The sequence below is a fragment of the Marinobacter bohaiensis genome (genome assembly GCF_003258515.1).
In the GTDB taxonomy this organism is placed as follows: Bacteria; Pseudomonadota; Gammaproteobacteria; order Pseudomonadales; family Oleiphilaceae; genus Marinobacter_A; species Marinobacter_A bohaiensis.
Genome location: NZ_QGEH01000003.1, coordinates 71,607 through 97,496, shown reverse-complemented (window position 1 = coordinate 97,496; position 25,890 = coordinate 71,607). Strand labels below are relative to the sequence as shown.

The following is a 25,890-nucleotide window of genomic DNA, read 5'->3' as shown; positions in this document are numbered from 1 at the left end:
ACCAGAGCATGCCACCAACGGGGTCGCGGACTCAATGACCCGATGGCATGAGTGACAGACGACCGCCGGGCTGCAGCCAATGGCGCGTCGCCGGGTCCCGATAGAATAAGCCATCAGCCGCCGTTGCGCATCACCCGTCAGCCGGGATAGCTGCACCTGCGGCATCAAACACGATTGTAAGGAAGCCGCGTCATAATCACCGCGCCGGATCCCTCTCAACCACAGGAACGCCCATGCTCAAACAGCAAAGTCACATCGTCGCGCCCATTCCCGATGCCCTGCGTAACAAGGCCCTGCTCACCGTCGAGGAGCTGCGAGCCCGGGGCAAGGCGGACAAGGCCGCTATCGACGAACTCTACAATCTGATTGTCGAGCTGACCGAGGAAGGCCTGGATTTTTTTTTCCTGGAGCCGCTGCGCCGCCTGCGTGCCAGCAGCATGCTGATGGGCATGGCGAAGATGGGCATCGGCAGCATGCTCAAGGGCAGCAAGATGGTGATCCACAAGGTCCTGAAGAAGCTGGACGATCGCAGCCTGACCTCAATCCTCGACTTCATCGAGGAAATCATCTGCGAGCCGGAAGAGACCGCCTGACGCCCCCAGGGAGCCCTGATCGCGCCTGAACCGTCCTTGCGCGCTCCGGAAGCCCGAGGTGACTCGGGCGTTAATCAGAGGCGTTAACCAGAGACCACCGGGTCCTCGTAGACCCGCGGCACCCGGGCGGTAACGCCGGTCAGCAGCTCGTAGCCGATGGTACCGGCCCGCTGCGCCACCTCGTCTACAGACACCTGCGCGCCCCACAACTCCACCCGGTCGCCCGGCCGCGCCTGGGGCGCTCCGGACAGGTCCACCGCCAGCATGTCCATGGAAACCCGGCCCAGCGTGCAAACCCGGGCACCCGCCACCCATACCGGCGTTCCGGTAGGCGCATGACGCGGGTAGCCGTCGCCGTAACCAATGGCCACGATGCCCATGGGCGTGGGCCGCTCGGCGCGCCAGCTTGCGCCATAGCCCACCGCCTCGCCCGGCGCCAGGGTGCGCACGGCGGTGAGCCGCGATTCCAGCGTCATCACCGCGCGCAGGCCCAGTTCGGCCGCGCTTTCCTCGATCATCGGTGTGGCGCCATAAAGCATGATACCGGGACGGGTCCAGTGGAAACGTGGGGCTTCCGGCCGGAAATGACCGGCGGAGTTCGCGGCACTGAACGCCAGCTCGGGATAGCGCGCTGCCAGGTCCGTGAAGAGCGCGTTCTGGTGTGCCGTCATCCCGTCGTTGCGGTCATCGGCGCAGGCATAGTGGGTAACCATGCCCCTGAGAGTAACGCCATCCAACCCGCGCAGGCGGCGGACCCGGTCGTCCACGTCGCCCGGCGCGAATCCCAACCGGTTCATGCCGGTGTTGACCTTGAGCCAGACGGTGACGGTCGATCCGCTGTCCGCCAGGGCGTCGATCTGGTGATCGCTGTGAATCACCGGCTCCAGCCCGAGGGCGTGGCATGTAGCCACATCGGCGTCGTCGTGGAAACCCTGCAGCAGCACCACCGGTTGCTGGATGCCGGCCTCACGCAGCCGCTCCGCCTCCTCCAGCGTTGCCACCGCGTAGCGCTTCGCCATGCCCTCAAGGGCTGAGGCGACCCGCTCCAGTCCGTGACCATAGCCATCGGCCTTGACCACCGCCATGGCCTGGGCATCGCCGGCCAAACGACCGGCCAGCGCGTAGTTGTGGCGCAGGGCCGCCAGATCGATACGTGCGCGGGTGTGCCGTCCCATCCAGCCGTCTCCTAGTAATCGCCGCCGTAATCGCCGTGGGCGAGATCTTCGAACTTGGTGTACTTGCCCAGGAACGCCAGCCGCACGGTGCCGATGGGACCGTTCCGCTGCTTACCGATGATGATCTCGGCGATACCCTTGTCCGGGGTGTCCTCGTTGTAGACCTCGTCCCGGTAGATGAACATGATGACGTCGGCGTCCTGCTCGATCGCACCGGATTCCCGCAGGTCCGAGTTGACCGGTCGCTTGTTGGGGCGCTGCTCCAGGCTTCGGTTGAGCTGGGACAACGCCACCACCGGACACTGCAGTTCCTTGGCCAGCGCCTTCAGGGAACGCGAGATCTCGGAGATCTCCGCCGTCCGGCCTTCGGTGTTACCCGGCACCCGCATCAACTGGAGGTAGTCGACCATGATCAGACCGATTTCGCCGTTGTTCTCCCGTGCTACCCGACGCGCCCGCGAGCGCATTTCCGTGGGACTCAGGCCCGGCGTGTCGTCGATATAGAGCGGCTTGTCCTTGAGCAGGCTGACCGCCGAGGTCAGCCGGGGCCAGTCGTCTTCCTCCAGCCGGCCACTCCGCATGCGGGTCTGGTCGATGCGGCCCAGGGAGGACAGCATCCGCATCACGATGGCGTCGGCGGGCATCTCCATACTGAATACCAGGGCCGGCTTCTCGCTGCCCAGCAACGCGTTCTCCACCACGTTCATGGAAAACGTGGTCTTACCCATGGACGGCCGGCCGGCGATGATGATCAGGTCGGACGGCTGCATCCCCGAGGTCCATTCGTCCAGATCGGAGAAGCCCGTGGTGATACCGGTGATCGCGTCACCGGACTCGAACAGCTCCTCGATCCGGCCCAGCGCCTTGGTCAGGATGGGGTTGATCGACTGGGGGCCGCTGCCCTCTTTCGAGCGTGACTCGGCGATCTGGAAAACGTTGCGTTCAGCTTCGTCCAGCAGTTCGTCACTGGTGCGGCCCAGGGGGTTGAAAGCAGAATCGGCGATCTCGCCCGACACTTCGATCAGGCGGCGCAGCACCGCCCGCTCGCGCACGATGTTGGCGTACGCCTTGATGTTGGAGGCGCCGGGCGTCTTCTCCGCCAGCTCGGCCAGATAGGTCAGGCCACCGGCGTCCTCAATGTCGCCGGCACGCTCCAGGAATTCGCTGAGAGTGACCACGTCGAGGGGTTCGCCCTCGCCGGCCAGCCGTTCGATGGCGCCGAAAATCAGCCGGTGATCCTGACGATAGAAGTCGGCAGCGGCGATCACTTCGGAAACGGCGTCCCACTTGCTGTTGTCCAGCATGAGACCGCCAAGCACCGCCTGCTCGGCTTCCAGGGAATGGGGAGGCACCTTGATACGGGAGGTATCGGCGTCCTGGACAGTCGCTTTTTCGATGGGATTGGCCATGCTTACCGCGTATTGAAAGACAGGATCCAAAATGGGGTCGTGCCGCCGGAACGTCCTAAGATAACCGGGCACCGGTACCTTCACAAGCCACACGAACCAACAAAAAAGGCCCGGCAGACAGGGATGTCCGCCGGGCCCTTGGCACGGCCGTTATTCAGCCATGCAGGCCGCCACCAGGCCCAGAGGACCCGTTGGCTGCCCCGATCACTCAGCTACAACAGCAACCTTCACTTCAACAGTGACGTCGGTGTGCAGCTGCAGTTCGATGTCGAATTCGCCGATCGCACGGATCGGGCCTTCCGGCATACGAACTTCGCTCTTCTCGACTTCGGTACCGCCAGTGCTGACTGCATCGGCGATATCGCGAACACCGATGGAGCCGAACAGCTTGCCTTCGTCACCCGCCTTGGAGGCGATGGTGAAGGACTGGCCTTCCAGCTTCTCGGCGCGAGCCTGGGCAGCTGCCAGACGCTCGTTGGCGGCTTTTTCCAGCTCGGCGCGACGCGCTTCAAATTCCTTGATATTGGTTTCGGTCGCGGGAACTGCCTTGCCGAACGGCAGCAGGAAGTTACGACCGTAACCCGCTTTAACTTTTACCTTGTCTCCCAGGGAGCCCAGGTTTGCGACTTTCTCGAGCAGAATAACTTCCATCTCGTTAACCTCTTCATGCTTTATTCTGCCGGCCCAGAGGGATTGAAGCGCCCCCTGAAATCCAGCCAGCTATCCACAAACGCCAAAATCAGCAACAGTAACATCAGACTCGGGCTCAGCAGCACCAGGGCAATGTAGAACAACACCAGCCACTGGATGCTCATGTTCCGGGCGCCAATCATGCCGTGAATCAGGGCCAGGCCCGCAATCATCAGCGGTACCGCGGCGGCCCAGCCCACCAGGACCGAATTCAGCCCCAGCAGCGGTGCGCCGAACATGACCGCTACGCACAACACGGCAACCGGACGGCTCAGACGCAGTCCGTGGAACTCCGCCCGGAAACCGCCCGGGTTGTAGAGTCCCGACTGCCAGCTTCGCGCCAACAGAGTCACAGCGACGGCAATCAGCAGGTAAGTGCCTGCCATGCTGGCGCTCATGACCTGGGCGACGACGCTTTCGAGCCGTCCACCCAATTCGCCGGCGACCTCCGGGTTGTATTGCTGGTAAAACGCAACACCCGTGGCCACCAGGTCATTGAGCAGCTGCGGAAACAGGGCCGGCAGCAACACACCGGTTGCCAGTGCCAGACCGCTTCCGGTCAGCAGCGTCTTTTCCCAGGAGACGCTGAGGCGCAATACAGACACCATCAGCACCACCTGGATCAAGACGAACAGAGCGGTCGGGTCATTGCCCAACCAGCTCCAGCCCAGAGCCGGCAGCAGCGCCCAGAGCCCGATATTGAGTCCCTGGGAAATGCCCAGTCGGAGAATGACCAGGCCAACAACGGCCGCTCCAATCCAGAAAAGAAGGGGAACCGCGGTGGTAACCGCCGCAACCCCACTCGCCTGCAGGGGACCGCGCATCGCAAACTGTGCCAATGCACGCATGGTCCCGAGTCCTGTTACCGCTTATTTGTCGTGGCTATCGGAATACGGCAGCAGGGCCAGGTAGCGCGCACGTTTGATCGCGGTAGCCAGCTGACGCTGATAGCGTGCCTTGGTGCCGGTGATACGGCTGGGCACGATCTTGCCAGTTTCAGTGATGTAGCTTTTCAGGGTGTCCAGATCCTTGTAATCGATCTCCTTGACACCTTCTGCCGTGAAGCGGCAGAACTTACGACGTCTGAAAAAACGAGCCATGATTTAACTCCTCAACAACCGGTGATGGATTAAGCTTCTTCGCTCTTGGCTTCAGTAGCCGGGCGGCGCTCGCCGGATTCGGAACGACGCGGACGGTCGTCGCCACCGGAACGGCGCTCTTCGCGATTTTCGGAGGCCTTCATCGGCGACGGATCGGTATCGGCGTCGTCACGACGGATAACCAGATCGCGGATGATCGCATCGTTGAAACGGAAGTTGTGAGTCAGCTCGTCGAGCACGTCCTGTGAACATTCAACGTTGAACAGAACGTAGTGAGCCTTGTGGATCTTGTTGATCGGGTAAGCCAGGTGACGGCGGCCCCAGTCTTCAAGACGGTGCACAGCACCACCGGCTTCGGTGATGGTGTTGGTATAACGCTCGATCATCGCGGGCACCTGCTCGCTCTGATCCGGGTGTACCATGATGACGATTTCGTAGTGACGCATGAGTTCTCCCTACGGTTTATACAGCCTCTCCCAGGTCAACCTGAAAGAAGCAAGGAGCTGGTATCGAGTACCAATTTTGATTCCGGTATCGGCTTTGTCGGGCTGACGCCAGACAAAAGGACACCGCCCCCAGTTTAGGGGGTGGCGTATTCTAGGCAAGCGCTGGTTATATTGCAAGCAGTTACGCCAGCCGCTGGCGCACCGCTTCGTACAGGCAGACGCCCGTGGCGACGGACACGTTGAGGCTGTCCACCTGGCCGTGCATGGGGATGTGGATCAGGCTGTCGCAGTGTTCACGGGTCAGCCGGCGCATGCCCTTGCCCTCGGCGCCCATCACCAGCGCCACCGGACCGCGGAAATCCGCCTGGTAGACCGTCGCCCGCGCTTCTCCGGCGGTGCCGATCAGCCACACGCCCGCATCCTGCAGGGAACGCATGAAGCGCGCCAGGTTGGTGACCCGCACCAGCGGCACGGATTCGGCGGCACCACAGGCCACCTTGCGCACGGTGGGGTTGAGGGACGCCGACTTGTCCTTGGGCACCACCACCGCCTGGACGCCGGCCGCATCGGCGCTGCGCAGGCAGGCCCCCAGATTGTGTGGGTCGGTGACGCCATCGAGGATCAGCAGGAACGGCGCGTCCCAGCCGGACAGCGCTGCCAGTAGATCGTCTTCCTGCCACTCCTTCGATGCCGCCACCTGGGCGACGATACCCTGGTGCACACCGTCCACCCGACTGTCCAGCTCGCGGCGATGCACTTCCTGCCAGCGCACGCCCAGCTCATCCAACGCCTGGACAATGCCCTGGGCCCGCTTGTCCTGCCGGCCGGTCTGGATCCAGACCTGCTGCAACCTTGCCGGCTCACGCTTGAGCACGGCATCCACGGCGTGCCAACCAAATACGAATTCCTGCGCCACTGATCAAACCCTTTCTGCTGACAACCTGCTTTCAACCGCCGACCGGCAACGGGCTGCCCGCCATGGACGGCGGCGAGCCCGTCATGTCATTCCAGGCGTTACTGACCGCCGGATTTCTTCTTGCCTCGCGCTTTGGCGGGCTTTTTGGCGGACGGAGATTTCCGGCCACCGGGCTTGGAGGACGTCTTCTCCGCCTCCCGGGCCGCTTCCTGAGCCAGCATATCCTTGGCGCTCATCGGCTTGCCGGAACCGGACTTCGGCGATTTGCCGCGACGCGTGGATTTACGCCCGCCATCGCGCTTGCCTTTGCCCTTGTCGCGCCCCTTGCCGGCATCGCCGCCCTTATCCTGGCGACTGCCCCGCTCGGGCAGCGCATCCCGATCCGCCTTGCGGCGTTGCGGTTTGCTCATCAACTCCAGGTCGATCTTGCGATCTTCCAGGCCGACACGCACGACCTGGACCCGCACGGCATCCCCCAGCCGGAAACTGATGGCGGTACGCTCCCCCACCAGCCGGTGTTTGGCGGCATCGTGATGGAAGTAATCGCCACTAAGGGTGGAGACATGCACCAGCCCCTCGATAAAGATGCCTTCCAGCTCCACAAAAAAGCCGAACGGCACAACCGAGGCGATCACGCCGTCGAACTCTTCGCCCACGTGCTCCTTGAGGTATTCGCACTTGAGCCATGCCATCACGTCGCGGGTGGCATCGTCGGCACGGCGCTCGGTCATGGAGCAATGCTCACCGAGCTGGACCATGCGCGCGTGGTCGTAGGGATACACCGCCAGCTCCTGGTCCCGCTCATCCGGCTGCACCACGGTGCCGGTGTCGGCCTGGCCGTGGATGATCGACTTGATGGCCCGGTGCACGATCAAATCCGGGTAGCGCCGGATGGGCGAGGTGAAGTGAGCGTAGCTGGCAAAACCCAGGCCGAAGTGACCGCTCTCATCCGGACTGTAGACCGCCTGACTCAGGCTGCGCAGCATGACCATCTGGATCACGCTGGCATCGGGCCGCTCCCGGACCTGCTCCAACAGCGCCTGGAAATCGGCCGAGGTCGGCTTCTCGCCGCCGCCCAGTTGCAGCCCCAGCTCCGCCAGGAAAAGCCGCAGTGCCGACAGGCGCTCCTCCGCCGGGCCGTCGTGCACCCGGTACAGCGCCGGCACCTTGTGGCGCTTGAGGAAGCGCGCGGTGGCGACGTTGGCGCACAGCATGCACTCCTCGACGATCTTGTGGGCGTCGTTGCGCGTGACCGGCACGATCTCTTCGATCTTGCGGGACGCGTCGAAGATGATGCGGGTCTCGGTGGTCTCGAAATCGATGGCGCCGCGCTCGGTCCGCGCCGCGCGCAGCACCTTGTAGAGGGCGTACAGATCATCCAGGTTCGGCGCCACGTGCGCGTACTTGGAGCGCAGCTTGCGACCGATGCCTGACTCCGGACGCTCCAGCATGTCGCTGACCGAGGTGTAGGTCAGCCGCGCCTTGGAGTGCATGACGGCCTGGTAGAAGGTGTAGCCGCCGATGCGCCCGTTGGCGCTGATGGTCATATCCGCCACCAGGCACAACCGGTCGACTTCCGGATTCAGCGAACACAGGCCGTTGGAGAGCTTCTCCGGCAGCATCGGCACCACATGATCCGGGAAGTACACCGAGTTCCCGCGGGACAGGGCTTCCTCGTCCAGCGGCGTGCCGGGCCGCACGTAATGGGATACGTCGGCAATCGCCACCAGCAACCGGAACCCGCCGCGCGGACGACGCTCGCAGAAGATGGCGTCGTCGAAGTCGCGGGCGTCCTCGCCGTCGATGGTGACCAGCGGCAGGTCGCGCAGGTCGACCCGGTTCTGCTTGTCCGGCTCGGTAACCACTTCGGGAATCGCCGCCGCCTGCTTGCCCACGTCGGACGGCCAGGCGTGCGGAATATCGTGGGATCGGATCGCCACCGCGATCTCCATGCCCGGCGCCATGTGATCCCCCAGCACCTCGACGACGCGACCGGTCGCCTTGGTGCGCAAGGTCGGCTGTCGCACCACGTCTACCACCACGTACTGGCCGTGGCGGGCACTGCCGCAATCCTCTTCGGCCACCAGCACATCGTGGCTGACCCGCGGATTCTCCGGCACCACAAACGCAATGCCGCTTTCACGGAACAGGCGACCGACAATCTGCTCGGTGCCGTGCTCCAGCACCTCGACCACCCGACCTTCGCGACGGCCACGCTCATCGACGTGGTCGACCCGCGCGGCGACCCGGTCACCGTGGAACACCTGGCGCATCTGCCGGGCACTGAGGAACAGATCGCTGCTGCCGTCGTCGGGCACCAGGAAACCGAAACCGTCACGATGCCCCTGCACCCGGCCGGAAATCAGGTCCGCTTCTTCAAGCGGCAGGTAGGCGTTGCGCCGGTTGCAGATCAACTGACCGTCGCGGCACATGGCGATCAGCCGGCGGCGGATGGCTTCGATGCCTTCCTCGCTGGTCTGGCCCAGTTCTTCGCACAGGGTGGGATGAGTGGCGGGAGCGCCGCGCTGACGCAGATGTTCGAGGATGTATTCGCGGCTCTGCACCGGGTTATCGTACTTTTGTGCCTCACGTTCGGCGTGAGGATCGTTCTTCGTTCTTTTCTTTGAAACCATTAAATGAATGCCTTAATGCCGGCAGCCAGAAAAATCAGAAATTAAAGGGACTGACTGCGGATTGGATGTGGCCGAAGTATAACCCGCGCCAACGGAGAAACCTAAAAAACGGGAGTTAACAGACTTAAACAATGACGGGGAATATTCGATGCCACTTCCTGGGGAAAGAAGTGGTGCCGAGGAGAGGACTTGAACCTCCACGGGGTTGCCCCCACTAGCACCTGAAGCTAGCGCGTCTACCAATTTCGCCACCTCGGCAGATGACTTGCATTCCGCTTTTCAATCCTAGTCTTGCAGACTCATGATTTACTTGGCTTTCTGCTGTCGGTGTGGGATGTCCCTCACCAGTGGCGCGTACTTTAATAACTCCCCTTTGCGCTGTCAAACCTTTTTTCCAAAAAAATCGAAAATTTCTTCCTGGCGGCCCATGCGCCCGGCCGGAGAGCTTACCCCCGGGCCGAGCACGACACCGCCAGACGAAACGCCGCTACTAACCACGGCTAACTTCTCACAATGAGAACTAGAAGGTACGCCCCACGATTTCCTTCATGATCTCGTTGGTACCGGCGTAGATGCGCTGCACGCGGGAATCGGCCCAGGCCCGGGCGATCGGGTATTCCCACATATAGCCGTAGCCGCCGTGCAACTGGACGCATTCGTCCATCACGCGGCACTGCAGGTCCGTGGTCCACTGCTTGAGCATCGCGGCGGTGGGCACATCAAGCTTCTTCTCCAGGTGCAGCTCCAGGCAGCGGTCCACGAACACCCGGGCCGCGGTGATGTCCGCCTTCATTTCCGCCAGTTTGAAGCGGGTGTTCTGGAAGCCGATCACCGGTTTGCCGAAGGCCTTGCGCTCTTTGACGTAGTCGCGGGTCCAGTCCCAGGCGGCTTCGGCGGCGGCCACCGCGGTCAGAGCCACCTGCAGGCGCTCGGCGGGCAGCTCCTGCATCAGTTGCATGAACCCCTGCCCTTCGCCGCTGCCCAGCAGATTGCCGACCGGCACCTTGACGTCCTGGAAGAACAGCTCCGAGGTGTCCTGGGCCTTGAGCCCGACCTTCTCCAGGTTCTGGCCACGCTCGAAGCCCTCCCAGGCGGTTTCCACGAGCAACAGACTGGTGCCCTTGGCGCCTTCCTTCGGATCGGTCTTGGCCACCACGATCACCAGGTCCGCCATCTGGCCATTGGTTATGAAGGTCTTGGAGCCGTTCAGGACGTAGTGGTCGCCGTCACGGATGGCGCTGGTCTTGACGCCCTGCAGGTCGGAGCCGGCGCCGGGTTCGGTCATGGCGATGGCGCCGATCATCTCGCCGCTGGCCAGTTTGGGCAGGTAAGTCCGCTTCTGCTCATCGGTGCCGTAATGCAGGATGTAGGGCGCGACGATGTCCGAATGCAGCGCCCAGCCCAGGCCCGATGTGGTGGCCCGCACGATCTCCTCCATGATCACCGCGCTGTAGCGGAAATCGGCGCCGACACCGCCGTACTCTTCCGGCAGGCAGGGACACAGGAAGCCCAGCTCGCCGGCCTTGCGCCAGATCTCACGGCTGACCTGGCCATCTTTCTCCCATTGCGCGTGATGCGGCACCGCCTCCTGCTGCAGGAATTTGCGGACCGAGTCCCGGAAGCCCTCCAGATCGGAGTCGAATAACGTGCGTGGAATCATGCTTATCCCCTGTGCTGTCTCGTTGTGGTGTCTTGTTGTTGTGACCCTTGCGGATCAGTCTCCGTCGCGCCGGGGCAGCGCTCAATGATGAAAAGCATCATTCCGGATGGCGAAAACAACCGCGGCGCCAGGAAGGCGCCGCGAGGGGAGCAGGATGCCGGGGCCGCCGTTGCGCGGCCACGCCGGAACCCCGTTAACCGAAATAGTCGGAATAGGTGTTGTAGAAGTGCCGGGCCGCCCGCCCGCTGCGACCGCCCTTGCCCAGGGCGAAGCGGATCGCCAGCCGGTGCAGCTCCTCGCGGTCTTCCACGTGCGGGAACAGCGCGTCCACCAGATGCAGGTACTCGTCCTGGTTGAACGGGTAAAAGGACAGCCACAGACCAAAGCGATCCGACAGGGAAACCTGCTCCTCGATCGCCTCGCCGGGATGCAGCTCACCGTCGACCACTTCCGCCTGCTGGTTGTCCTTCATGTATTCCGGCATCAGGTGGCGGCGGTTGGAGGTGGCGTAGACCTTGATGTTGTCCGGCGGGCTCTCGATGGAACCCTCCATCACGCTCTTCAACGCCTTGTAGGTGCCCTCGCCCCGCTCGAACGACAGGTCGTCGGAGAAGATAATGAAGCGGTAGTCCAGGTCGCGCAGGTCGTCGACGATTTCCGGGAGGTACAGCAGGTCGTCGCGATCGACTTCCACAATGCGCAGGCCGCGCTCGAAATAGGTGTTGAGAATCGCCTTGATCAGCGACGACTTGCCCGTACCCCGGGCACCCCACAGCAGCGCGTTGTTGGCCGGCAGGCCATCGAGGAAGCGCTCGGTATTGGTGACCAGCGACTGCTTCTGGCGGTCGACTTCCAGCAGTTCGTCCAGCCGCACCGGGTCAATCGCCCGAACGGCACGCAAAGCCTGACGGTGGCGGCGCCAGATGGCCGCCGGCGTGGTTTGCCAATCGATACTCATGATGCTTTCGATTCCTGCGTCGACGCCGGTTAAGGGCGTCCGTTGTCCGTTTTACCCGCCAGCTTCCGGGTCACCCGATCCTCGCCCCAGCGGGGCATCAGGTCCTGCGGCAGCCCCAGGTGGTCGAGCAGTCGCGCCACGATGAAGTCCACCAGGTCGGCCACCGATTGCGGGCGGTGGTAGAAACCGGGGCTGGCGGGCATGATCACCGCGCCCATGCGGGTCAGCCGCAGCATGTTCTCCAGATGCACTTCCGAGAACGGCGCCTCGCGCGGCACCAGGATCAGCGGACGGCGCTCCTTCAGGGCTACGTCGCCGGCCCGCTCGATCAGGTTGTTGCTGGCACCGGTGGCCAGCGCCGACAGGGTGCCGGTGCTGCAGGGGCAGATCACCAGCGGGTCGCGGCTGCCCGAGCCCGACGCCGGCGGCGCGAACCAGTCTTCACGCCCGAACACCAGCAACTGATCCGGCTCGGCATCGAACGTCCCGGCCAGATACGCCTGCATCGCGTCCGGCGAGCCGGGCAGGCTCAGCTCGGTTTCGGTGGCGATGACCACCTGGGCCGCCTTGCTGATCATCACATGCACCCGGCAGCCGGCGGCCAGCAGACACTGCAGGAGACGCAGCCCGTACTGGGCACCGGAAGCCCCGGTAAACGCCAGGTTAACAGTGGGCCGGGAGGGTGGAGAATCCGCTGTCTTGCCTTCAGTCAAAATGCCGCTCCAGTCTGTCGATCAGTCGGCCATGGATGCCGCCAAATCCGCCGTTGCTCATCACCACCACGTGAGCGGGCGCCGGCAGGTTATCAAGCACCGCGTCAATCAGGCCGTCCAGGGTGGTGTCGGTTACGTGCCGGGCGTCGTCCGCCGGCACCAACTCGCGCAGCCAGTCCATGTCACTGAGGTTAGCCCAGATTACCCGGTCCGCCTGCTCCGCGCTGGGCAGCAGCGTGTCCCGGTGCACGCCCTGCTGCATGGTGTTCGAGCGGGGCTCGATCAGGGCCACGATGGGCTCGTCGCCGACCTTGTTGCGCAGGCCATCCAGGGTGCTGGCGATGGCCGTCGGGTGGTGGGCGAAATCGTCGTAGACGCGCACACCGTGCACGTCCGCCAGCAGCTCCATCCGACGCTTGACGCCGGAGAAGCGGTTCAGCGCGGCAATGGCATGATCCGGGGTGACGCCCACGTGGCGGGCAGCGGCAATGGCGGCCAGGGCGTTGCGTACGTTGTGCAGACCGGTCTGGGCCCACTTCACGGTCCCCACGGGCTGCTCGTGGTGCACCACCACGAATTCGCTGCCGTCGTCCGACAGCAGCTCGGCGCGCCAGTTGGCCTGATCCGCCTCGCCGTCGATGGACGTGGTCTGCAACGGACTCCAGCACCCCATGGCCAGGGCCGCATCGAGGTGGGTATCGCGCGCCGGCCGGATGATCTGGCCGTTGGACGGCACGGTGCGTACCAGGTGATGAAACTGGCGCTCGATCGCCTCGACGCTGTCGAAGATGTCGGCGTGGTCAAACTCCAGGTTATTGAGGATCAGGGTGTTGGGCCGGTAGTGGACGAACTTGGAGCGCTTGTCGAAAAAGGCGCTGTCGTACTCGTCGGCCTCGATCACGAAGAAATCACTGCTGCCCAGTCGGGCGGAGACGGAAAAATCCTGCGGCACGCCACCCACCAGGTACCCCGGATCGAAACCGGCCTGATCGAGGACGTACAGCAGCATCGACGTGGTGGTGGTCTTGCCGTGGGTGCCGGCCACCGCCAGCACCCAGCGCTTGCGCAGCACCTCGCGGGTCAGCCACTCAGGGCCGGACATGTAGTCGATGCCCCGGTTGAGCACCGCTTCCACCTCCGGATTGCCGCGCGACATGGCGTTGCCGATCAGCACCAGGTCCGGGGCCGGTTTGAGGTTGTCCGGCGAGTAGCCTTCCATCAACTGGATGCCCTGGGCCTCCAACTGAGTGCTCATGGGCGGATAGACGCCCTGGTCGGAACCGGTAACCGTGTGGCCGGCTTCCCGGGCGAGGACCGCGAGGCTGCCCATAAAGGTGCCGCAGATACCGAGGATATGAATGTGCATAGGTTTCCTGAAGCTGGTCCGGGGCGTTGCCGTCAGTCCGCTACACTGAGTAGTCAGAGCATCCGTCGGCCGGGCATTCATGGCCCGAACGTCGATGATCAACAACCTGCGTGCGCGTCTGCCGGCACCCAATCAAAGGTTGAAGCGTCCAGCATCCACCCGCCGCCGTCAAGCCATCCCGTCGGCAGGACGCCCGGGCACGTGGCATGGCCGCCAAACAGGCGGGAAACTCCCTACGAGACCGTCATGAAAACACCCCGGGTTTCACGTATCATTCGCGCGGAGTGAGCAATCCGCCCCAAATGACCCAATCTGCAGGAGGCGCCAGGAACCATGGCCATCAAGAATGCGTTTTACGCCCAGTCTGGCGGTGTCACCGCCGTGATCAACGCCAGTGCCTGTGGTGTGATCCAGACCGCCCGCAAGCACCCGGAAGCGATCGGTACGGTTTACGCCGGACGCAACGGCATCATCGGGGCTCTCAGGGAAGAGCTGATTGACACCAACGAGGAAAGCGACGAATCCATCGCCGCCCTCATGCACACCCCGGGCGGTGCTTTCGGTTCCTGCCGCTACAAGCTGAAGAATTTCAGCGAGAACAAGCGCGAGTACGAGCGCCTGATCGAGGTGTTCCAGGCTCACAACATCGGCTATTTCTTCTACAACGGCGGTGGCGATTCCCAGGATACCGCGTTCAAGGTATCCCAGCTGGCCGAACGCATGGGTTATCCGATTACCTGCATCGGCGTTCCCAAGACCGTCGATAACGACCTGCCGTTCACCGACTGCTGCCCGGGCTTTGGCTCGGTGGCCAAATACATCGCCACCTCCACCCTGGAAGCGAGCCTGGACATCAAGTCCATGTGCGAATCCTCCACCAAGGTGTTCATCCTGGAAGTCATGGGCCGCCACGCCGGCTGGATCGCGGCGGCCGGTGGCCTGGCGGGCCAAAAAGAAGGGGACGCGCCGCACATCATCCTGTTCCCGGAAGTACCGTTCGACCGTGACGCCTTCCTCAAGCGCGTCGAACACTGCGTGGAGAACTACGGCTACTGCGTGGTGGTCGCCTCCGAGGGGGCCCAATATGAAGACGGCCGATTCCTGGCCGACGCCGGCAGCAAGGATGCCTTCGGCCACACCCAGTTGGGCGGCGTGGCGCCGGCACTTGCCAACATGACCAAGCAGGCCCTGGGCTACAAGTACCACTGGGCGGTGGCGGACTACCTGCAGCGCGCCGCGCGTCACATTGCCTCCGCGACCGACGTGGAGCAGGCCTACGCCGTGGGCAAGGCCGCGGTGGAGATGGCGGTCGCCGGCAAGCAGGCGGTGATGCCAACCATCGTGCGGGAGCAATCATCCCCGTATCGCTGGCACATCGGCGAGGCGCCGCTGAGCGAAGTGGCCAACCAGGAAAAGAAAATGCCGATCCACTTCATCACCGACGACGGCTTCGGCATCACCCAGGACTGCCGCGAATACCTGCAACCGCTGATTCACGGCGAGAGCTTCCCGCCGTTCGACGACGGCCTGCCCCGCGTCGCTCATATCCAGGGCGTGCTGGCGGAGAAAAAACTGCGCACCGAGTTCGACATCTGATCGATACGGCAGAAACACGAAAGCCGCTCCACGGAGCGGCTTTTTTGTGCGCAGACGGTTTGTTTTCGCGCAGAGCGTCGCGCGCGGACGACCGACCCGAAAACAGGATCAGGTCAGGGACGCCGCCTCACGCTCATGCACGTAAGTGGCAAATTCGGTGTAACCGCCGACGTGGGTCTCGCCGATAAAAATCTGCGGAACGGTCTGGACGGGTTTGCCAATCGTCTGCTCGATATCGGCCTTGCTGACCCCTTCTTCGATCATGTTGACGAATTTGAAATCGAAGCCTTTGACCTCACAGAGCTGCTTGGCACGAACGCAGAACCCACAGCTGGGGCGGCCGAATATGGTGATACGATCCATGGACGGACCTCCTGAAAATGAAGCGCCTTGCAAACCGGCGTGACCAAAAAACAGGCAAAGATTGCCAGACGGCCGCGCATTTTCCCATTTGGTGCTGTGAATCACCATCATAGGAATCGCGTATGCGCGGCCTTGCTTACGGTCAGGTATGCAGGCGATTGAGCTGATCTTCCAGAGACACGACCTGGTCACCCAGACTTTCGCCGCTGCCACGCACGCGTTCGGCCAGATCGCGCAGGTCACTGGCGGCATCGCCGATGTTGGTCAGGTTGCGGTTAATTTCCTCGCTGACAGAGCTCTGCTCTTCCGCTGCCGTGGCCACCTGGGTCACGTGCTCCACAATCGTGGCGATGCGGCGCACCACTTCCGCCAGGGATTCGTCCGCCTCGCGGGTCCGCCCCACGGCCGAGGTGGCCCGATCGACACCGCCGCGAATCACGGTCACGGTCTGCTGCACCTCGTTCTGCAGCCCTTCGATCATCTCGCTGATCTCATCGGTGGATTCCCGGGTCTTGGACGCCAGGGTGCGAACCTCATCGGCCACCACCGCAAAACCGCGGCCCTGCTCGCCGGCCCGCGCCGCTTCAATGGCGGCGTTCAGCGCCAGCAGGTTGGTCTGCTCGGCAATGCCCCGGATCACTTCGAGAATGCGGTTGATGTCGTCGCTGCGGCTGGCCACCTGGCCGATGGCACCGCTGGCCTCTTCCATATCCGCCGCCAGTTCCTGCACGCCGTTGACGGCGGTGGTCAGGGTCGACTGGGTGCTCTCCACGCCCTCACTGGCCTCCCGCGCATTGCCGGCAGCGTCGCTGGCAAACGTCGCCACTTCACTGGCGGCGGCGGACATTTCGTTCATCGCCGTCACCACGCTGTCGATCTCGCCGTTCTGACGCGAGGTGTTCTGCTCGGTTTCCACGGCGATCCGGCGTACGTCACTGGCCTGCTCACTGACCGTGCCGTTAATCCGCTTGAGGTCGTTGATCATATCGCGCAGCTTGGCCAGGAACGCATTGAAGCCGTCCGCCAGGCCAATCAGCTCGGCGTGGGTATCGATTTCCAGTTCCTGGGTCAGGTCCCCCTCGGCGGAAGCCAGATTGCTCATGCGGTCACGGATCTGGTCCAGCGGACGGGTTACCGAGCGCACCAGGAGCACCAGCAGCCCCAGCGCCACAACCAGCACGATGATGCCGGCGGTCAGCTGGCGCGCGGCGGTGCCGTCCACCTCATCCGCCAGCAGGTCGGACACGGTCTTGAGATCCGCCAGCGCCACACTGCGGGGCAGCTCGATGATCATCGACCAGCGGGTGTTGGAGGCATCGATATCGATCGGGAACGCCACGGCGATGTCCTCGCCATTGTCGAACACCGGGGTATCCTGCCTGACCAGGTTGCGATAGGTGTCGGCACGCTCGGGCAAAGCTTCCGCCAGCGGGCGCCCCAGCTCGTCGGTATAGGCGCTGGTGCCGGCGATGAGCCCCTTCTCACTGACCAGCGTGACGCGCGCGGCGCCGTCATAGAGCTTCTGGCTGACCTGGTTCAGGGTTTCCTGGATGGAAGACAGATTGATATCCACACCCACGACACCGCCGAAGTCGCCGTCGCTGAAGATCGGCATGGTCAGGCTGGTCATCATCTCCGAGTAGCCGTCGCTGATCTCGTAACTGTAGGGCTCCATGGTGCACGGTTTGAGGGTTTCCATGGCGCACAGGTACCACTCGGCTTCACGGATGCCAAACTCGTCCTGCTGGTCCAGGTATTTGACGGAAGGATCCTCTTCCCGGCTGAACACAACCTTGCCTTCCTGGTCGCGGTAGTAGTAGATCTCCAGGGTGCCTTCGTCGCTGCTGTGCTGTTCCACGCCGCCGGTGAAGTAACGATCCTGGCCGTCGTAGGCGTCCGGCTCGAAGTTGGCATAGATGGCGCTGAGTTCCGGCTGACCTTCCAGAATCGCACCGGTGGTCTCCGTCAGGTCGCGACGACTCATGCGGGCGGAGTCGGAACCTTCCACGTTACGGTGGATCACCTCACGGAAGGTTTCCGGAATCTTGTACGCCTGGTTGAAGATCGCAGCCACCTGTTCGCCATACTGACCGGCGGTGGCGCGCAGCCGCTCGACGACGATATTCTGGACCAGTTCGCTGGCATCGTCGTTGATGCGGGACTCCATGTTGGACAGTGAGACTTGGGCCGTAATGATCATGCTCAGCCCCATCAGGAGCATCAGGACGATCACCAGGGCATAGAGTTTCAGTTTCAGAGACAGCTTTTTCATGGATATCCCGAATCGATGGCAGTGAAAGCAACCTCCGCTGCGGGAGGCGTTCTATCGGTTCCGGCGGCGCACAGGCTCGCCCGGTTCAGCGTCGCAAGACCGGAGGCAGCGTATCCAGGCTGGCCGGGGGACAAACGTTCCGTGTTTGACTCGGGAAGGGCACCAACGCACCCTGACGTTCCCGTTTTCGGACACTGATGGTTATAACTATCGGCACGGCTATCGTTTTCTTGACCATGCGCGGCTAAGGAGTTGATTAGAGGCTCCCTAACTTAGTGGCGTACGAGCCGCCGAACCACTACGGTGTGTAATCGCACCCGACGCATGCTGCCGCGCCGGCCGCCGTCAAACATGCCCGCTTCATTGCAACGGAGTCGACTTGGCCTACCTCTACCTGTTCCTCACCGCCTTCGCGGCGGCCACGCTCCTGCCGGCTTATTCGGAAGTCATGCTGGGCGGGATGGCGACACAGGGCTACTCACTGCTGGGACTGTGGCTGTTCGCCACGGCGGGCAATACGCTGGGATCGGTGGTCAATGGCTGGATCGGGCGGCAGGTGGAGCACTTCCGCCACAAGCGCTGGTTTCCGGTGAGCGAGAAACAGCTGACGCGGGCCCAGGATCGCTTCAACCGCTGGGGGCAATGGTCGCTGCTGATGGCGTGGTTACCGATCGGCGGCGACGCGCTGACGGTGATCGGCGGCATCATGAAAGTGCCCTGGCTCAACTTCATCGTACTGGTGGCCATCGGCAAGGGCGCGCGCTATGCCATGGTGCTTTGGGCGGTAATCGAGGCTACCTGACCGCGCGTTCCGGCGCGGCCAGGCCGGCTAGTCCGCCAGGCTCCTGGCGTCGTCGCTATCGTCGCGATAGAGGTAGTCACGCAGCAGTTCCTCGCCGTTGAACTCCGAGCGCAGCACGGCGATGAAGGTGTAGACACCGATCAGTTTGCGGTTGAGGAAGACAAATTCCTTGGGCGGAATCCGGAAGTAGCGGCTGATAGCAGACCGGGCCGCCTGCCGCGCCACACGTGACGGCAGGTCGCTCTGCTTCCAGCGATACTGGCCCCGCTCATTGACCGCGTGCTCCGGCCATTCGCTATTGGCCGGCGCCAGGGGCTCGAGCACCGACATGCAGACTTCGCCGAAGCGCTGCAGTACGTCTTCCGGCCAGTCCTCGCTCATGAAATGCAGCTGAATACCCCCCTCGATGACCCGTTCCAGGTCCTGCTCGTAGGACGCCTGGATCATCTCCTGCACCGGTTCCAGGAAGTCATCGGGGTAGGATTGCACGGCCCCAAAATCCAGCAGCACGATCTGGTCGGCGCCGGCACCGGAGTCCTCCGCCAGGCGGATGCGGTAGTTGCCGAAGTTGGGGTCGGTCTGCATTTCGCCCCAATCGAACAGTTCCCGGAAGAACAGCTCCAGAGCCGCGCGCCCCAGCTCGCTGCGTCGCTCCAGCGGCAACTGGGCCACCGTCTCCGAACTCACCGGCCAGCCGGACTCGAAGGTCGCGGCCATCACCCGGGCGGTGGAAAATTCCGGCAGGATGCGTGGCACCACAAATCGGTTGTCGTCCGCCAGCATCTTGCGGAAGTGTTCCGTCGTGCGGGCCTCGAGCGCGTAATCCACCTCCCGGTGCATCATGGCGCGCACTTCCTCAAGCCATTCGTTGAATTCCGGCCCCATGGACACGAAACGCCCGACTTTCAGGATCTGTGCCACGGCGTTAAGGTCACTGTCCACCGCCTCGGCCACGCCGGGGTACTGGATCTTCAAGACGATCTCCAGGCCGTCGCTACGGCGCACCGCGCGGTGCACCTGCCCCAGGGACGCGGCGCCGATGGGCTCGGGATCCACTTCCAACTGGGCCAGGCGATCCGCTCCCAGCTCACTGGCCAGGACTTTTTCCACCGACGGCCAGGCCAGCGAGGTGGTCTGATCCTCCAGCGTGTGCAGCGCTTCGGTGACCTCCGCCGGCAGGAAGTGCTCGCCATAAAGGGCCATGACCTGGCCGATCTTGACCACACTGCCCTTGAGCTTGCCCAGCTCATCCACGAGGAAGCGCGCCTGGCTGGACAACATCTGGCGATGTCGCTCCTCGCGCTTGTCCCGACTGCTGAACAGGTTGGTCGCCATGTGGGTCGCCATTCGGGTGCCGGCAAACAGTCCGGCCCGGGTCAGGCTCAGCCGGCGCTCGAAACTGCCGGTCTTGATACGGGAAACGGAAGAGCGCGATTTCCTGGATGTCATCAGGGGGCCCAAAAGCTGTTGAATGGCGCACTCGGGTGCGACGGTACGTCCGGCCGATGTCCGCGCGTCCGGAACCGGCCCTGACTGATTATACGTGACTGACCGCCCTCACCGGTCACCGACGTGCCACCGCAACGCCGTTGCCGAAGCCAATGGATTCCCGGTGGCTTTGCCGTCTAGTGTCCTATCAGGTTGATTCACTGACCCGCCAAAAGCGACATCAGCACGATAAGACGCCGCTGGCGTCATGTTTACGTTTTAAAACAGAGCGGATCAGGGATTAGCGCTATGCTCGGGTCAGACCAACAATAAATACAACGCTAGCAATGATGCCCCAACCATCCAAGTCTGAGCCACTCCAAACCCGGCCTACAGGGCACCATGGGCCCAATGGTCCCGGACGCCGACGCATCGAAGGGGAGATCCCGGTCCCCCGTCTGATCAACTGGCTCAGCATCGGCGCACTGCCGGTGCTCGCGTTCTTTGCCTACCGGGCGGCCGATCGCGGTGACACGCTGGTGACGGGCAGTCTGGTCACCGCCGCCAGCCTGCTGCTGCTCAATGCGCTGGTCTATCTTGTTCTGCGGCGACCCACAATGCACCGCCGGACATTTATCGTGCTGATCGCCCTGCTCTTCGTCTACGTCGCCACGGCGGCGCTGGAGGATGGCTCGGCGATCATCTGGTTGTTTGCCTATCCGCCGATCATTTTCTACATCAGCACGCCGCGTATCGGCATCCTCAGCTGTGCCCTGGGTCTGACGGCGCTGGCCGCCCTGTTCTCGCCCCTGGGCGACACCCTGTTCAATACCCCCTACAGCGACAGCTTCCGCCTGATGATGATCAACGTGCTGGCTTTCGAGATGGTCTCCTGCTACCTGCTCGACCTGAGCCGCCGGCGCAGCAAGGCCAGCCTGCTGACTCTGGCGGCGGAGCATGAATACGCGGCCAAACACGATGTGATGACCGGCCTGACCAACCGCCGCGAGGGCCTGGTCCGGCTGGAGGGAGAGTATCAGCGCTACCTGCGCAACCGGCAGGCGTTTTCGGTCATCCTGATGGACATCGATCTGTTCAAGGGCATCAACGACACGTTCGGCCATCACGCGGGGGATGCGTTGATCGTGATGGTGGCCGACAAACTCAGGGAGGGCTGCCGCCGCATCGATATTGTCTCACGCTGGGGCGGCGAAGAATTCCTGGCGATCCTGCCGGAAACCCGGGTCGACGAGGCGGCACATCTGGCTGAACGTATTCGTGCGGCGGTGGCGTCGTCATCCATTGAGCTCGATGGTACGCCGGTTGCCGCCTCGATCAGCGCCGGCGTGGCCAGCATCCACGGCGCCGAATCCACCAGTCGGCTGTTGCAGCGGGCGGACGAAGCGCTCTATACGGCCAAGGCCACCGGGCGTAATCAGGTGTGCAGCGGGAACGTTCCGTCTCAGAACAGCGCGTAAAGCGGGTCAGGATGCCGCATGGAAACGGGGCAGGCCCGTTTCCTGCCGCACGTTGCCCAATTCCAGGCGCCGCACCAGGCTGGCGACCAGGGCCTCGGACACCGACGCCACGGAACTGGCCGGCGCAAAGTCCACTACCTGGGACATGGCCATCCCGGCCAGGCCGCAGGGGTTAATGCGGCGGAAGGGTTCCAGGTCCATGTCGACGTTCAGGGCCAGGCCGTGGAAGGAGCAGCCGCGACGGATACGCAGACCCAGGGACGCGATCTTGGTTCCGCCGGTATACACACCCGGGGCGTCCGGTCGGGCCGCCGCGTCAATCCCCAGATCGCCGAGCACCTCGACGATGCTGTCCTCGATGGCGGACACCAGGTGGCGTACGCCAAAGTGGGCGCGGTGCAGGTCGATCATCAGGTAGATCACCAACTGGCCGGGGCCGTGATAGGTCACCTGGCCGCCCCGGTCCACCTGGACCACCGGGATATCCCCCGGCGCCAGCACGTGCTCCGCCTTGCCGGCCTGGCCCTGGGTGTAGACCCGGGGATGTTCCAGGCACCAGAGCTCGTCCGGCGTCTGCGGGCCGCGCTGGGCGGTGAAGGTTTTCATCGCCTCCCAGGTGTCCAGGTAGGGCTGACTCCCCAACTGGCGAACGATCACGTCGGGCATGGTGGTCACAGGCGTTCTCCGCTTACAGCACCATGTGGACGCGGCCGCTCGCCTTCAGCTCCTCGAACAGGGCCTTGAGCTGGGGCTCCCCAGTGGCAAAGATCTTGATCCGCACCGAGGTGAAACGTCCTTCGCGACTGTCGTTGATGGTGATATCGGTCTCATCGAGGCCCGGCGCGTGCTTTTCCACCACTTCCACGACGAAGTCGCGGAAGTCCGGAGCGGCGTTACCGATCACCTTGATCACGTAATCGCAGGGAAATTCAATTTTCGGGGGTTGCTGTTCGCTCATGACTGACTCCGCTCGTACCTCTCTTTTCGCTTTGCCCGGCTAACCCGTTACCCGGTTCATCCGCATTTCAGTTAAAGAGCTGTACGAAAAACAACTTGATGGCGTCCCAGATGCGCTTGAAGAAACCGCCCTCAGGTACAGCCTCCAGCGCCACGACGGGCCGCTTCATGATTTCCTGTCCATTGAGGGTCACGCGCACCTGGCCCAGCTCCTGGCCGGCTTCGATGGGCGCCTTGATGACCGAATCGATGTCCATCACCGATTCCAGCGAATCCTTGCTGCCACGGGGAATGGTCACAACCGCGTCGTCGGCCACACCCAGTTTCACGCTGTCCTTCTCGCCACCCCAAACGCGGGTATCGCTCAGCGATTGCCCGGCCGTAAACAGGGACTGGGTCTCGAAATAGCGGAAGCCATAGTTGAGCAGCTTCTGCACTTCTTGGGCCCGGGCATTCTCGCTGGACGTGCCCATCACCGTGGCAATCAGTCGCATGTCATTGCGCTTGGCCGAGGCCACCAGACAGAAACCCGCCTCTTCGGTGTGACCGGTCTTCAGACCATCCACCGAGGGATCGCGCCACAGCAGACTGTTGCGATTGGGCTGACGGATGTCGTTGTAGGTGTAGTACTTCTGAGAGTAGATCTCGTAGTTCTCGGGGTAGTCCTGAATGATCGCCCGGGCCAGCAACGCCAGGTCGTGTGCCGAGGAGTAGTGTTCCTCGTGGGGCAGCCCGGTAGCGTTCATGAAGTGGGAGTTCTTCATGCCCAGGATCTGCGCCTGCTGGTTCATGATGTCAGCGAAGGCGCCTTCGCTGCCGGCAACAAACTCCGCCAGCGCCACACTGGCGTCGTTACCGGACTGAATGATCACACCGTGGATCAGCTTCTCCACCGGCACCTGTGAACCTTCCTTGACGAACATCCGCGAGCCGCCGGTCTTCCAGGCGTGCACACTGATGGGCACCTGGTCGGCCATGGAGATGCGCCCCTCATCCAGCTCACGCTCGACGATGTAAGCGGTCATCATCTTGGTCAGACTGGCCGGCGGCAAGCGCTCGTCACTGTTCCCCTGAACGATGATGTGGCCACTGTCCGCATCCATCAGCACGTAGGAGCTGGCCGCAATCTGCGGCGGTGACGGAATCAATGCCGGCTGTGATTGGGCGGCGGCCGCCGATACCCAGGCAAATACCAGGGTCAGCGCGCAAAAAAGTGTCTTGAAAACCGTATTCTTAGCCATGGATCCATTCAGTCAGTACATCAATTGACGACACCCATCCGGGCATCTCCTGGTTCGGCAGCTCGCCCCGGACCTGCAAATCGCCACCCCCGACTCGTCGGGTACTGCTGGCATCAGGCGGTCTCGGCTGCCGGGCCCGCAAGCCCTGTCTCAAAGCGGATCGGTCACCACGATGGGGCGACCCAGTCCGTCCTGCTCAATCAGTTTACTGGTCTCTTCGGCCAGTGACCGCTGCTCAAACGGGCCAACCTGCACCCGGTGGTACTGGCCGGCGGCGTATATCCGCACCGGCGTGTCGGTCAACGCCCGCAGTTGCTCGGACAGGCGGCGCGCCGAATCCGCCTGGGTGAACGACGCCACCTGAACGAAAAGGCCCTCTCCAGCGCTGGAGGTGGCGGGAGCCGATTCCTTTGCCGGCGCAGTCCCGGCGACCGACATACTACCATCCGGCGACACCGTAATCGCGGCCACCTCCACGTGCGCCGTACCCTGCTTCTGGTAACCCAGTTTTTTGGCGGCCGCGTACGACAGGTCGATGATGCGGCTGCTGTGGAACGGCCCCCGATCGTTGACCCGCACAATCGTACTGCGCCCGTTGTCCAGGTTGGTGACCCGCGCGTAGCTGGGCAGCGGCAGACTGCGGTGCGCCGCCGTCATCTCGTACATGTCGAACACTTCGCCGTTGGACGTCTTGTGCCCATGGAATTTTTCGCCGTACCAGCTCGCAGTGCCCCGTTCAATGTAGTCGCTGCCGTCCGCCAGTACCGTATACTGCTTGCCCCAGACCGTGTAGGGCGACTTGTTGCCATAGGAGCTGGGCTTCTCGTAACGCGGCACCGCGTCTTCCAGCCCACTGGCATCGAAATCCCCCGACGGCGCCCGATCCTGGCTGATACTGTAGCGCGAGGACGATTGCCCACCGCTGCTGCTCTCCGGTGACGACGCACACCCCGCCAGAAGCAGGGGCAGGACCATACCCAACGTCCAGTATCCAACGGACCGGCTCATGCGTCACCTCCCGTCCCGGCTTGATCGACAACCGATCCGTCGTCGGCCGCCAGGGCCCGGGAAAGTTCCAGTACCGCCATGGCGTAAAGATGACTGTGATTGTAGCGGGTGATGACGTAAAAGTTGGGGTACGTCAGCCAGTCCTGTTGACCTGCCTCAGCTTCGACCCGCAACAACCGCGCGCGGGTGGCCGCGGCCAGCTCCGCCTGGGGCTCTATCCCGGCGGCCCGGTAGTCCGCTATCGTCAGCCGCGGCTTGAGACCGTCCGTGTAGAGCCGGGGGGCGTAATCCGCCGTTGTCACCTGCTCGGCGACCGCCTCCGCGTCGCGCCAGCCGTGACGCGCAAAATAATTGGCAACGCTGCCGATGGCGTCAACCGGGTTCTGGATGATATCGGCCTGGCCGTCGCCGTCGAAATCGATGGCGTAGTGCCGGTAACTGCTGGGAATGAACTGGCCATACCCCATAGCCCCGGCGTACGAGCCCTTTATGACGGCCGGATCCAGTGCCTGTTCCCGAGCCATCAAAAAAAATTCCCCGAGCTGGCCGCGGAAGAACGACGAACGCGGCGGATAATCGAACGCCAGTGTGGCCAGGGCATCCACCACCCGGTAGCGGCCGGCATACTCGCCGTACTGGGTTTCAACACCGATAATCGCCGCCACCACGTAGCGGGACACGCCCAGCTCGCGCTCGGCACGGGCAAAGATATCAGCGTACTGGTCGAGAAACGCCCGCCCCTTTTCGATGCGCGACGGTTTGATAAAGATGCGTCGGTACTCAGCCCAGGTCAGCGTCCGTTCAGCGGGGCGGCTGATGGCGTCGAGGATGGCAGGCTGTTGCTGCGCCAGCCCCAGCCAGCGTTCGAGGGTGGAACGATCAAAGGCATAGCGCTGCACCATGTCATCGACGAAGGCGCGACCCTCGGGCGTCTCCACATAACTGGCGGCAGCCGGCATCGCCAATCCCAGCGCCGCTGCAGCCCCGAGATACCGCAGCTTTCGCCCCCAACGGCTTTGTCCCACACTCATCGCAATATCCTGACACATCTTGTTTTTTGACGGCCTGTTCACAACCGTCCTGAAG

Annotated in this window: 24 protein-coding genes and 1 tRNA gene; 4 read left to right on the top strand and 21 right to left on the bottom strand. The window is 63.1% G+C overall.

Annotation, left to right across the window (positions count from 1 at the left end):
- The first annotated feature begins 233 nt into the window (after positions 1-233).
- Positions 234-593, top strand: a complete 360-nt coding sequence (locus DKK67_RS15285; RefSeq protein ID WP_111497375.1) for a hypothetical protein — start codon at positions 234-236, stop codon at positions 591-593.
- Between the two features lie 83 nt (positions 594-676).
- On the opposite strand, the gene alr is transcribed toward DKK67_RS15285, so the two are convergent.
- The 13 genes from alr to mpl all read right to left on the bottom strand — a co-directional run bounded on the left by alr (position 677) and on the right by mpl (position 13,659).
- Positions 677-1,768 carry an alanine racemase gene (gene alr / locus DKK67_RS15280; protein WP_111497374.1) on the bottom strand — a complete coding sequence of 364 codons (1,092 nt, stop codon included), beginning with the start codon at positions 1,766-1,768 and terminating at the stop codon, positions 677-679.
- Between the two features lie 11 nt (positions 1,769-1,779).
- Positions 1,780-3,177 (bottom strand): replicative DNA helicase, encoded by a 1,398-nt coding sequence (gene dnaB / locus DKK67_RS15275; protein WP_111497373.1) that lies wholly within the window; start codon positions 3,175-3,177, stop codon positions 1,780-1,782.
- Positions 3,178-3,381: 204 nt separating this feature from the next.
- A complete protein-coding gene (rplI, locus tag DKK67_RS15270) occupies positions 3,382-3,828 on the bottom strand; it encodes a 50S ribosomal protein L9 (RefSeq protein ID WP_111497372.1) in 447 nt (148 codons plus the stop codon).
- Between the two features lie 20 nt (positions 3,829-3,848).
- Positions 3,849-4,715 (bottom strand): hypothetical protein, encoded by an 867-nt coding sequence (locus DKK67_RS15265; protein WP_111497371.1) that lies wholly within the window; start codon positions 4,713-4,715, stop codon positions 3,849-3,851.
- A gap of 21 nt (positions 4,716-4,736) precedes the next feature.
- A complete protein-coding gene (rpsR, locus tag DKK67_RS15260; RefSeq protein ID WP_111497370.1) occupies positions 4,737-4,967 on the bottom strand; it encodes a 30S ribosomal protein S18 in 231 nt (76 codons plus the stop codon).
- 29 nt (positions 4,968-4,996) lie between these two features.
- Entirely contained in the window at positions 4,997-5,413 is a 417-nt protein-coding gene (gene rpsF, locus DKK67_RS15255) for a 30S ribosomal protein S6 (RefSeq protein WP_111497369.1), read from the bottom strand.
- A gap of 181 nt (positions 5,414-5,594) precedes the next feature.
- Positions 5,595-6,329 (bottom strand): 23S rRNA (guanosine(2251)-2'-O)-methyltransferase RlmB, encoded by a 735-nt coding sequence (gene rlmB / locus DKK67_RS15250; protein ID WP_111497368.1) that lies wholly within the window; start codon positions 6,327-6,329, stop codon positions 5,595-5,597.
- Between the two features lie 98 nt (positions 6,330-6,427).
- A complete protein-coding gene (rnr, locus tag DKK67_RS15245) occupies positions 6,428-8,962 on the bottom strand; it encodes a ribonuclease R (protein WP_111497367.1) in 2,535 nt (844 codons plus the stop codon).
- Positions 8,963-9,133: 171 nt separating this feature from the next.
- Positions 9,134-9,220: transfer RNA gene (locus DKK67_RS15240), tRNA-Leu, on the bottom strand.
- A 262-nt stretch (positions 9,221-9,482) separates the two neighbouring features.
- Positions 9,483-10,622, bottom strand: coding sequence for an acyl-CoA dehydrogenase family protein (locus tag DKK67_RS15235; RefSeq protein ID WP_111497366.1), 1,140 nt, complete (start codon positions 10,620-10,622; stop codon positions 9,483-9,485).
- 193 nt (positions 10,623-10,815) lie between these two features.
- Entirely contained in the window at positions 10,816-11,580 is a 765-nt protein-coding gene (locus DKK67_RS15230; RefSeq protein ID WP_204355846.1) for an ATP-binding protein, read from the bottom strand.
- 29 nt (positions 11,581-11,609) lie between these two features.
- Entirely contained in the window at positions 11,610-12,293 is a 684-nt protein-coding gene (locus DKK67_RS15225) for a flavin prenyltransferase UbiX (protein ID WP_204355845.1), read from the bottom strand.
- Positions 12,286-13,659, bottom strand: coding sequence for a UDP-N-acetylmuramate:L-alanyl-gamma-D-glutamyl-meso-diaminopimelate ligase (gene mpl, locus DKK67_RS15220; RefSeq protein ID WP_111497363.1), 1,374 nt, complete (start codon positions 13,657-13,659; stop codon positions 12,286-12,288). Before mpl ends, DKK67_RS15225 begins: the two co-directional genes overlap by 8 nt.
- A 333-nt stretch (positions 13,660-13,992) precedes the next feature.
- Here mpl and DKK67_RS15215 point away from each other — a divergent pair, with 333 nt between their 5' ends.
- Complete coding sequence (locus DKK67_RS15215; RefSeq protein WP_111497362.1) at positions 13,993-15,255, top strand: 6-phosphofructokinase; 1,263 nt, start codon at positions 13,993-13,995, stop codon at positions 15,253-15,255.
- A gap of 108 nt (positions 15,256-15,363) precedes the next feature.
- Here the strand turns inward: DKK67_RS15215 and DKK67_RS15210 are convergent, their stop codons facing one another.
- Both DKK67_RS15210 and DKK67_RS15205 read right to left on the bottom strand, forming a co-directional pair.
- Positions 15,364-15,618 carry a GrxA family glutaredoxin gene (locus DKK67_RS15210; RefSeq protein WP_111497361.1) on the bottom strand — a complete coding sequence of 85 codons (255 nt, stop codon included), beginning with the start codon at positions 15,616-15,618 and terminating at the stop codon, positions 15,364-15,366.
- Between the two features lie 142 nt (positions 15,619-15,760).
- A complete protein-coding gene (locus DKK67_RS15205) occupies positions 15,761-17,890 on the bottom strand; it encodes a methyl-accepting chemotaxis protein (protein ID WP_111497360.1) in 2,130 nt (709 codons plus the stop codon).
- A gap of 379 nt (positions 17,891-18,269) precedes the next feature.
- Between DKK67_RS15205 and DKK67_RS15200 the strand changes: the two genes are divergently transcribed.
- Entirely contained in the window at positions 18,270-18,692 is a 423-nt protein-coding gene (locus DKK67_RS15200) for a YqaA family protein (protein WP_111497359.1), read from the top strand.
- A gap of 27 nt (positions 18,693-18,719) precedes the next feature.
- Here DKK67_RS15200 and DKK67_RS15195 read toward each other — a convergent pair whose 3' ends face one another.
- Positions 18,720-20,141, bottom strand: coding sequence for an ABC1 kinase family protein (locus DKK67_RS15195; RefSeq protein WP_111497358.1), 1,422 nt, complete (start codon positions 20,139-20,141; stop codon positions 18,720-18,722).
- Positions 20,142-20,470: 329 nt separating this feature from the next.
- On the opposite strand from DKK67_RS15195, the gene DKK67_RS15190 reads away from it, so the two are divergent.
- Entirely contained in the window at positions 20,471-21,598 is a 1,128-nt protein-coding gene (locus DKK67_RS15190) for a GGDEF domain-containing protein (protein ID WP_111497357.1), read from the top strand.
- Positions 21,599-21,604: 6 nt separating this feature from the next.
- Here DKK67_RS15190 and lipB read toward each other — a convergent pair whose 3' ends face one another.
- From lipB to mltB, 5 genes are all read right to left on the bottom strand, one after another.
- On the bottom strand, positions 21,605-22,264 hold the full coding sequence (gene lipB / locus DKK67_RS15185; RefSeq protein WP_111497625.1) for a lipoyl(octanoyl) transferase LipB: 660 nt from the start codon (positions 22,262-22,264) through the stop codon (positions 21,605-21,607).
- Between the two features lie 22 nt (positions 22,265-22,286).
- Entirely contained in the window at positions 22,287-22,556 is a 270-nt protein-coding gene (locus DKK67_RS15180) for an HP0495 family protein (RefSeq protein WP_111497356.1), read from the bottom strand.
- Positions 22,557-22,623: 67 nt separating this feature from the next.
- Positions 22,624-23,796 carry a D-alanyl-D-alanine carboxypeptidase family protein gene (locus tag DKK67_RS15175; RefSeq protein ID WP_111497355.1) on the bottom strand — a complete coding sequence of 391 codons (1,173 nt, stop codon included), beginning with the start codon at positions 23,794-23,796 and terminating at the stop codon, positions 22,624-22,626.
- Positions 23,797-23,946: 150 nt separating this feature from the next.
- Positions 23,947-24,804, bottom strand: a complete 858-nt coding sequence (locus tag DKK67_RS15170; RefSeq protein WP_111497354.1) for a septal ring lytic transglycosylase RlpA family protein — start codon at positions 24,802-24,804, stop codon at positions 23,947-23,949.
- The gene (mltB, locus tag DKK67_RS15165; protein WP_111497353.1) at positions 24,801-25,835 is read right to left on the bottom strand and encodes a lytic murein transglycosylase B; all 1,035 of its coding nucleotides are present in this window, start codon (positions 25,833-25,835) and stop codon (positions 24,801-24,803) included. The genes DKK67_RS15170 and mltB overlap by 4 nt, the downstream gene beginning before the upstream one ends.
- Positions 25,836-25,890: the final 55 nt, after the last annotated feature.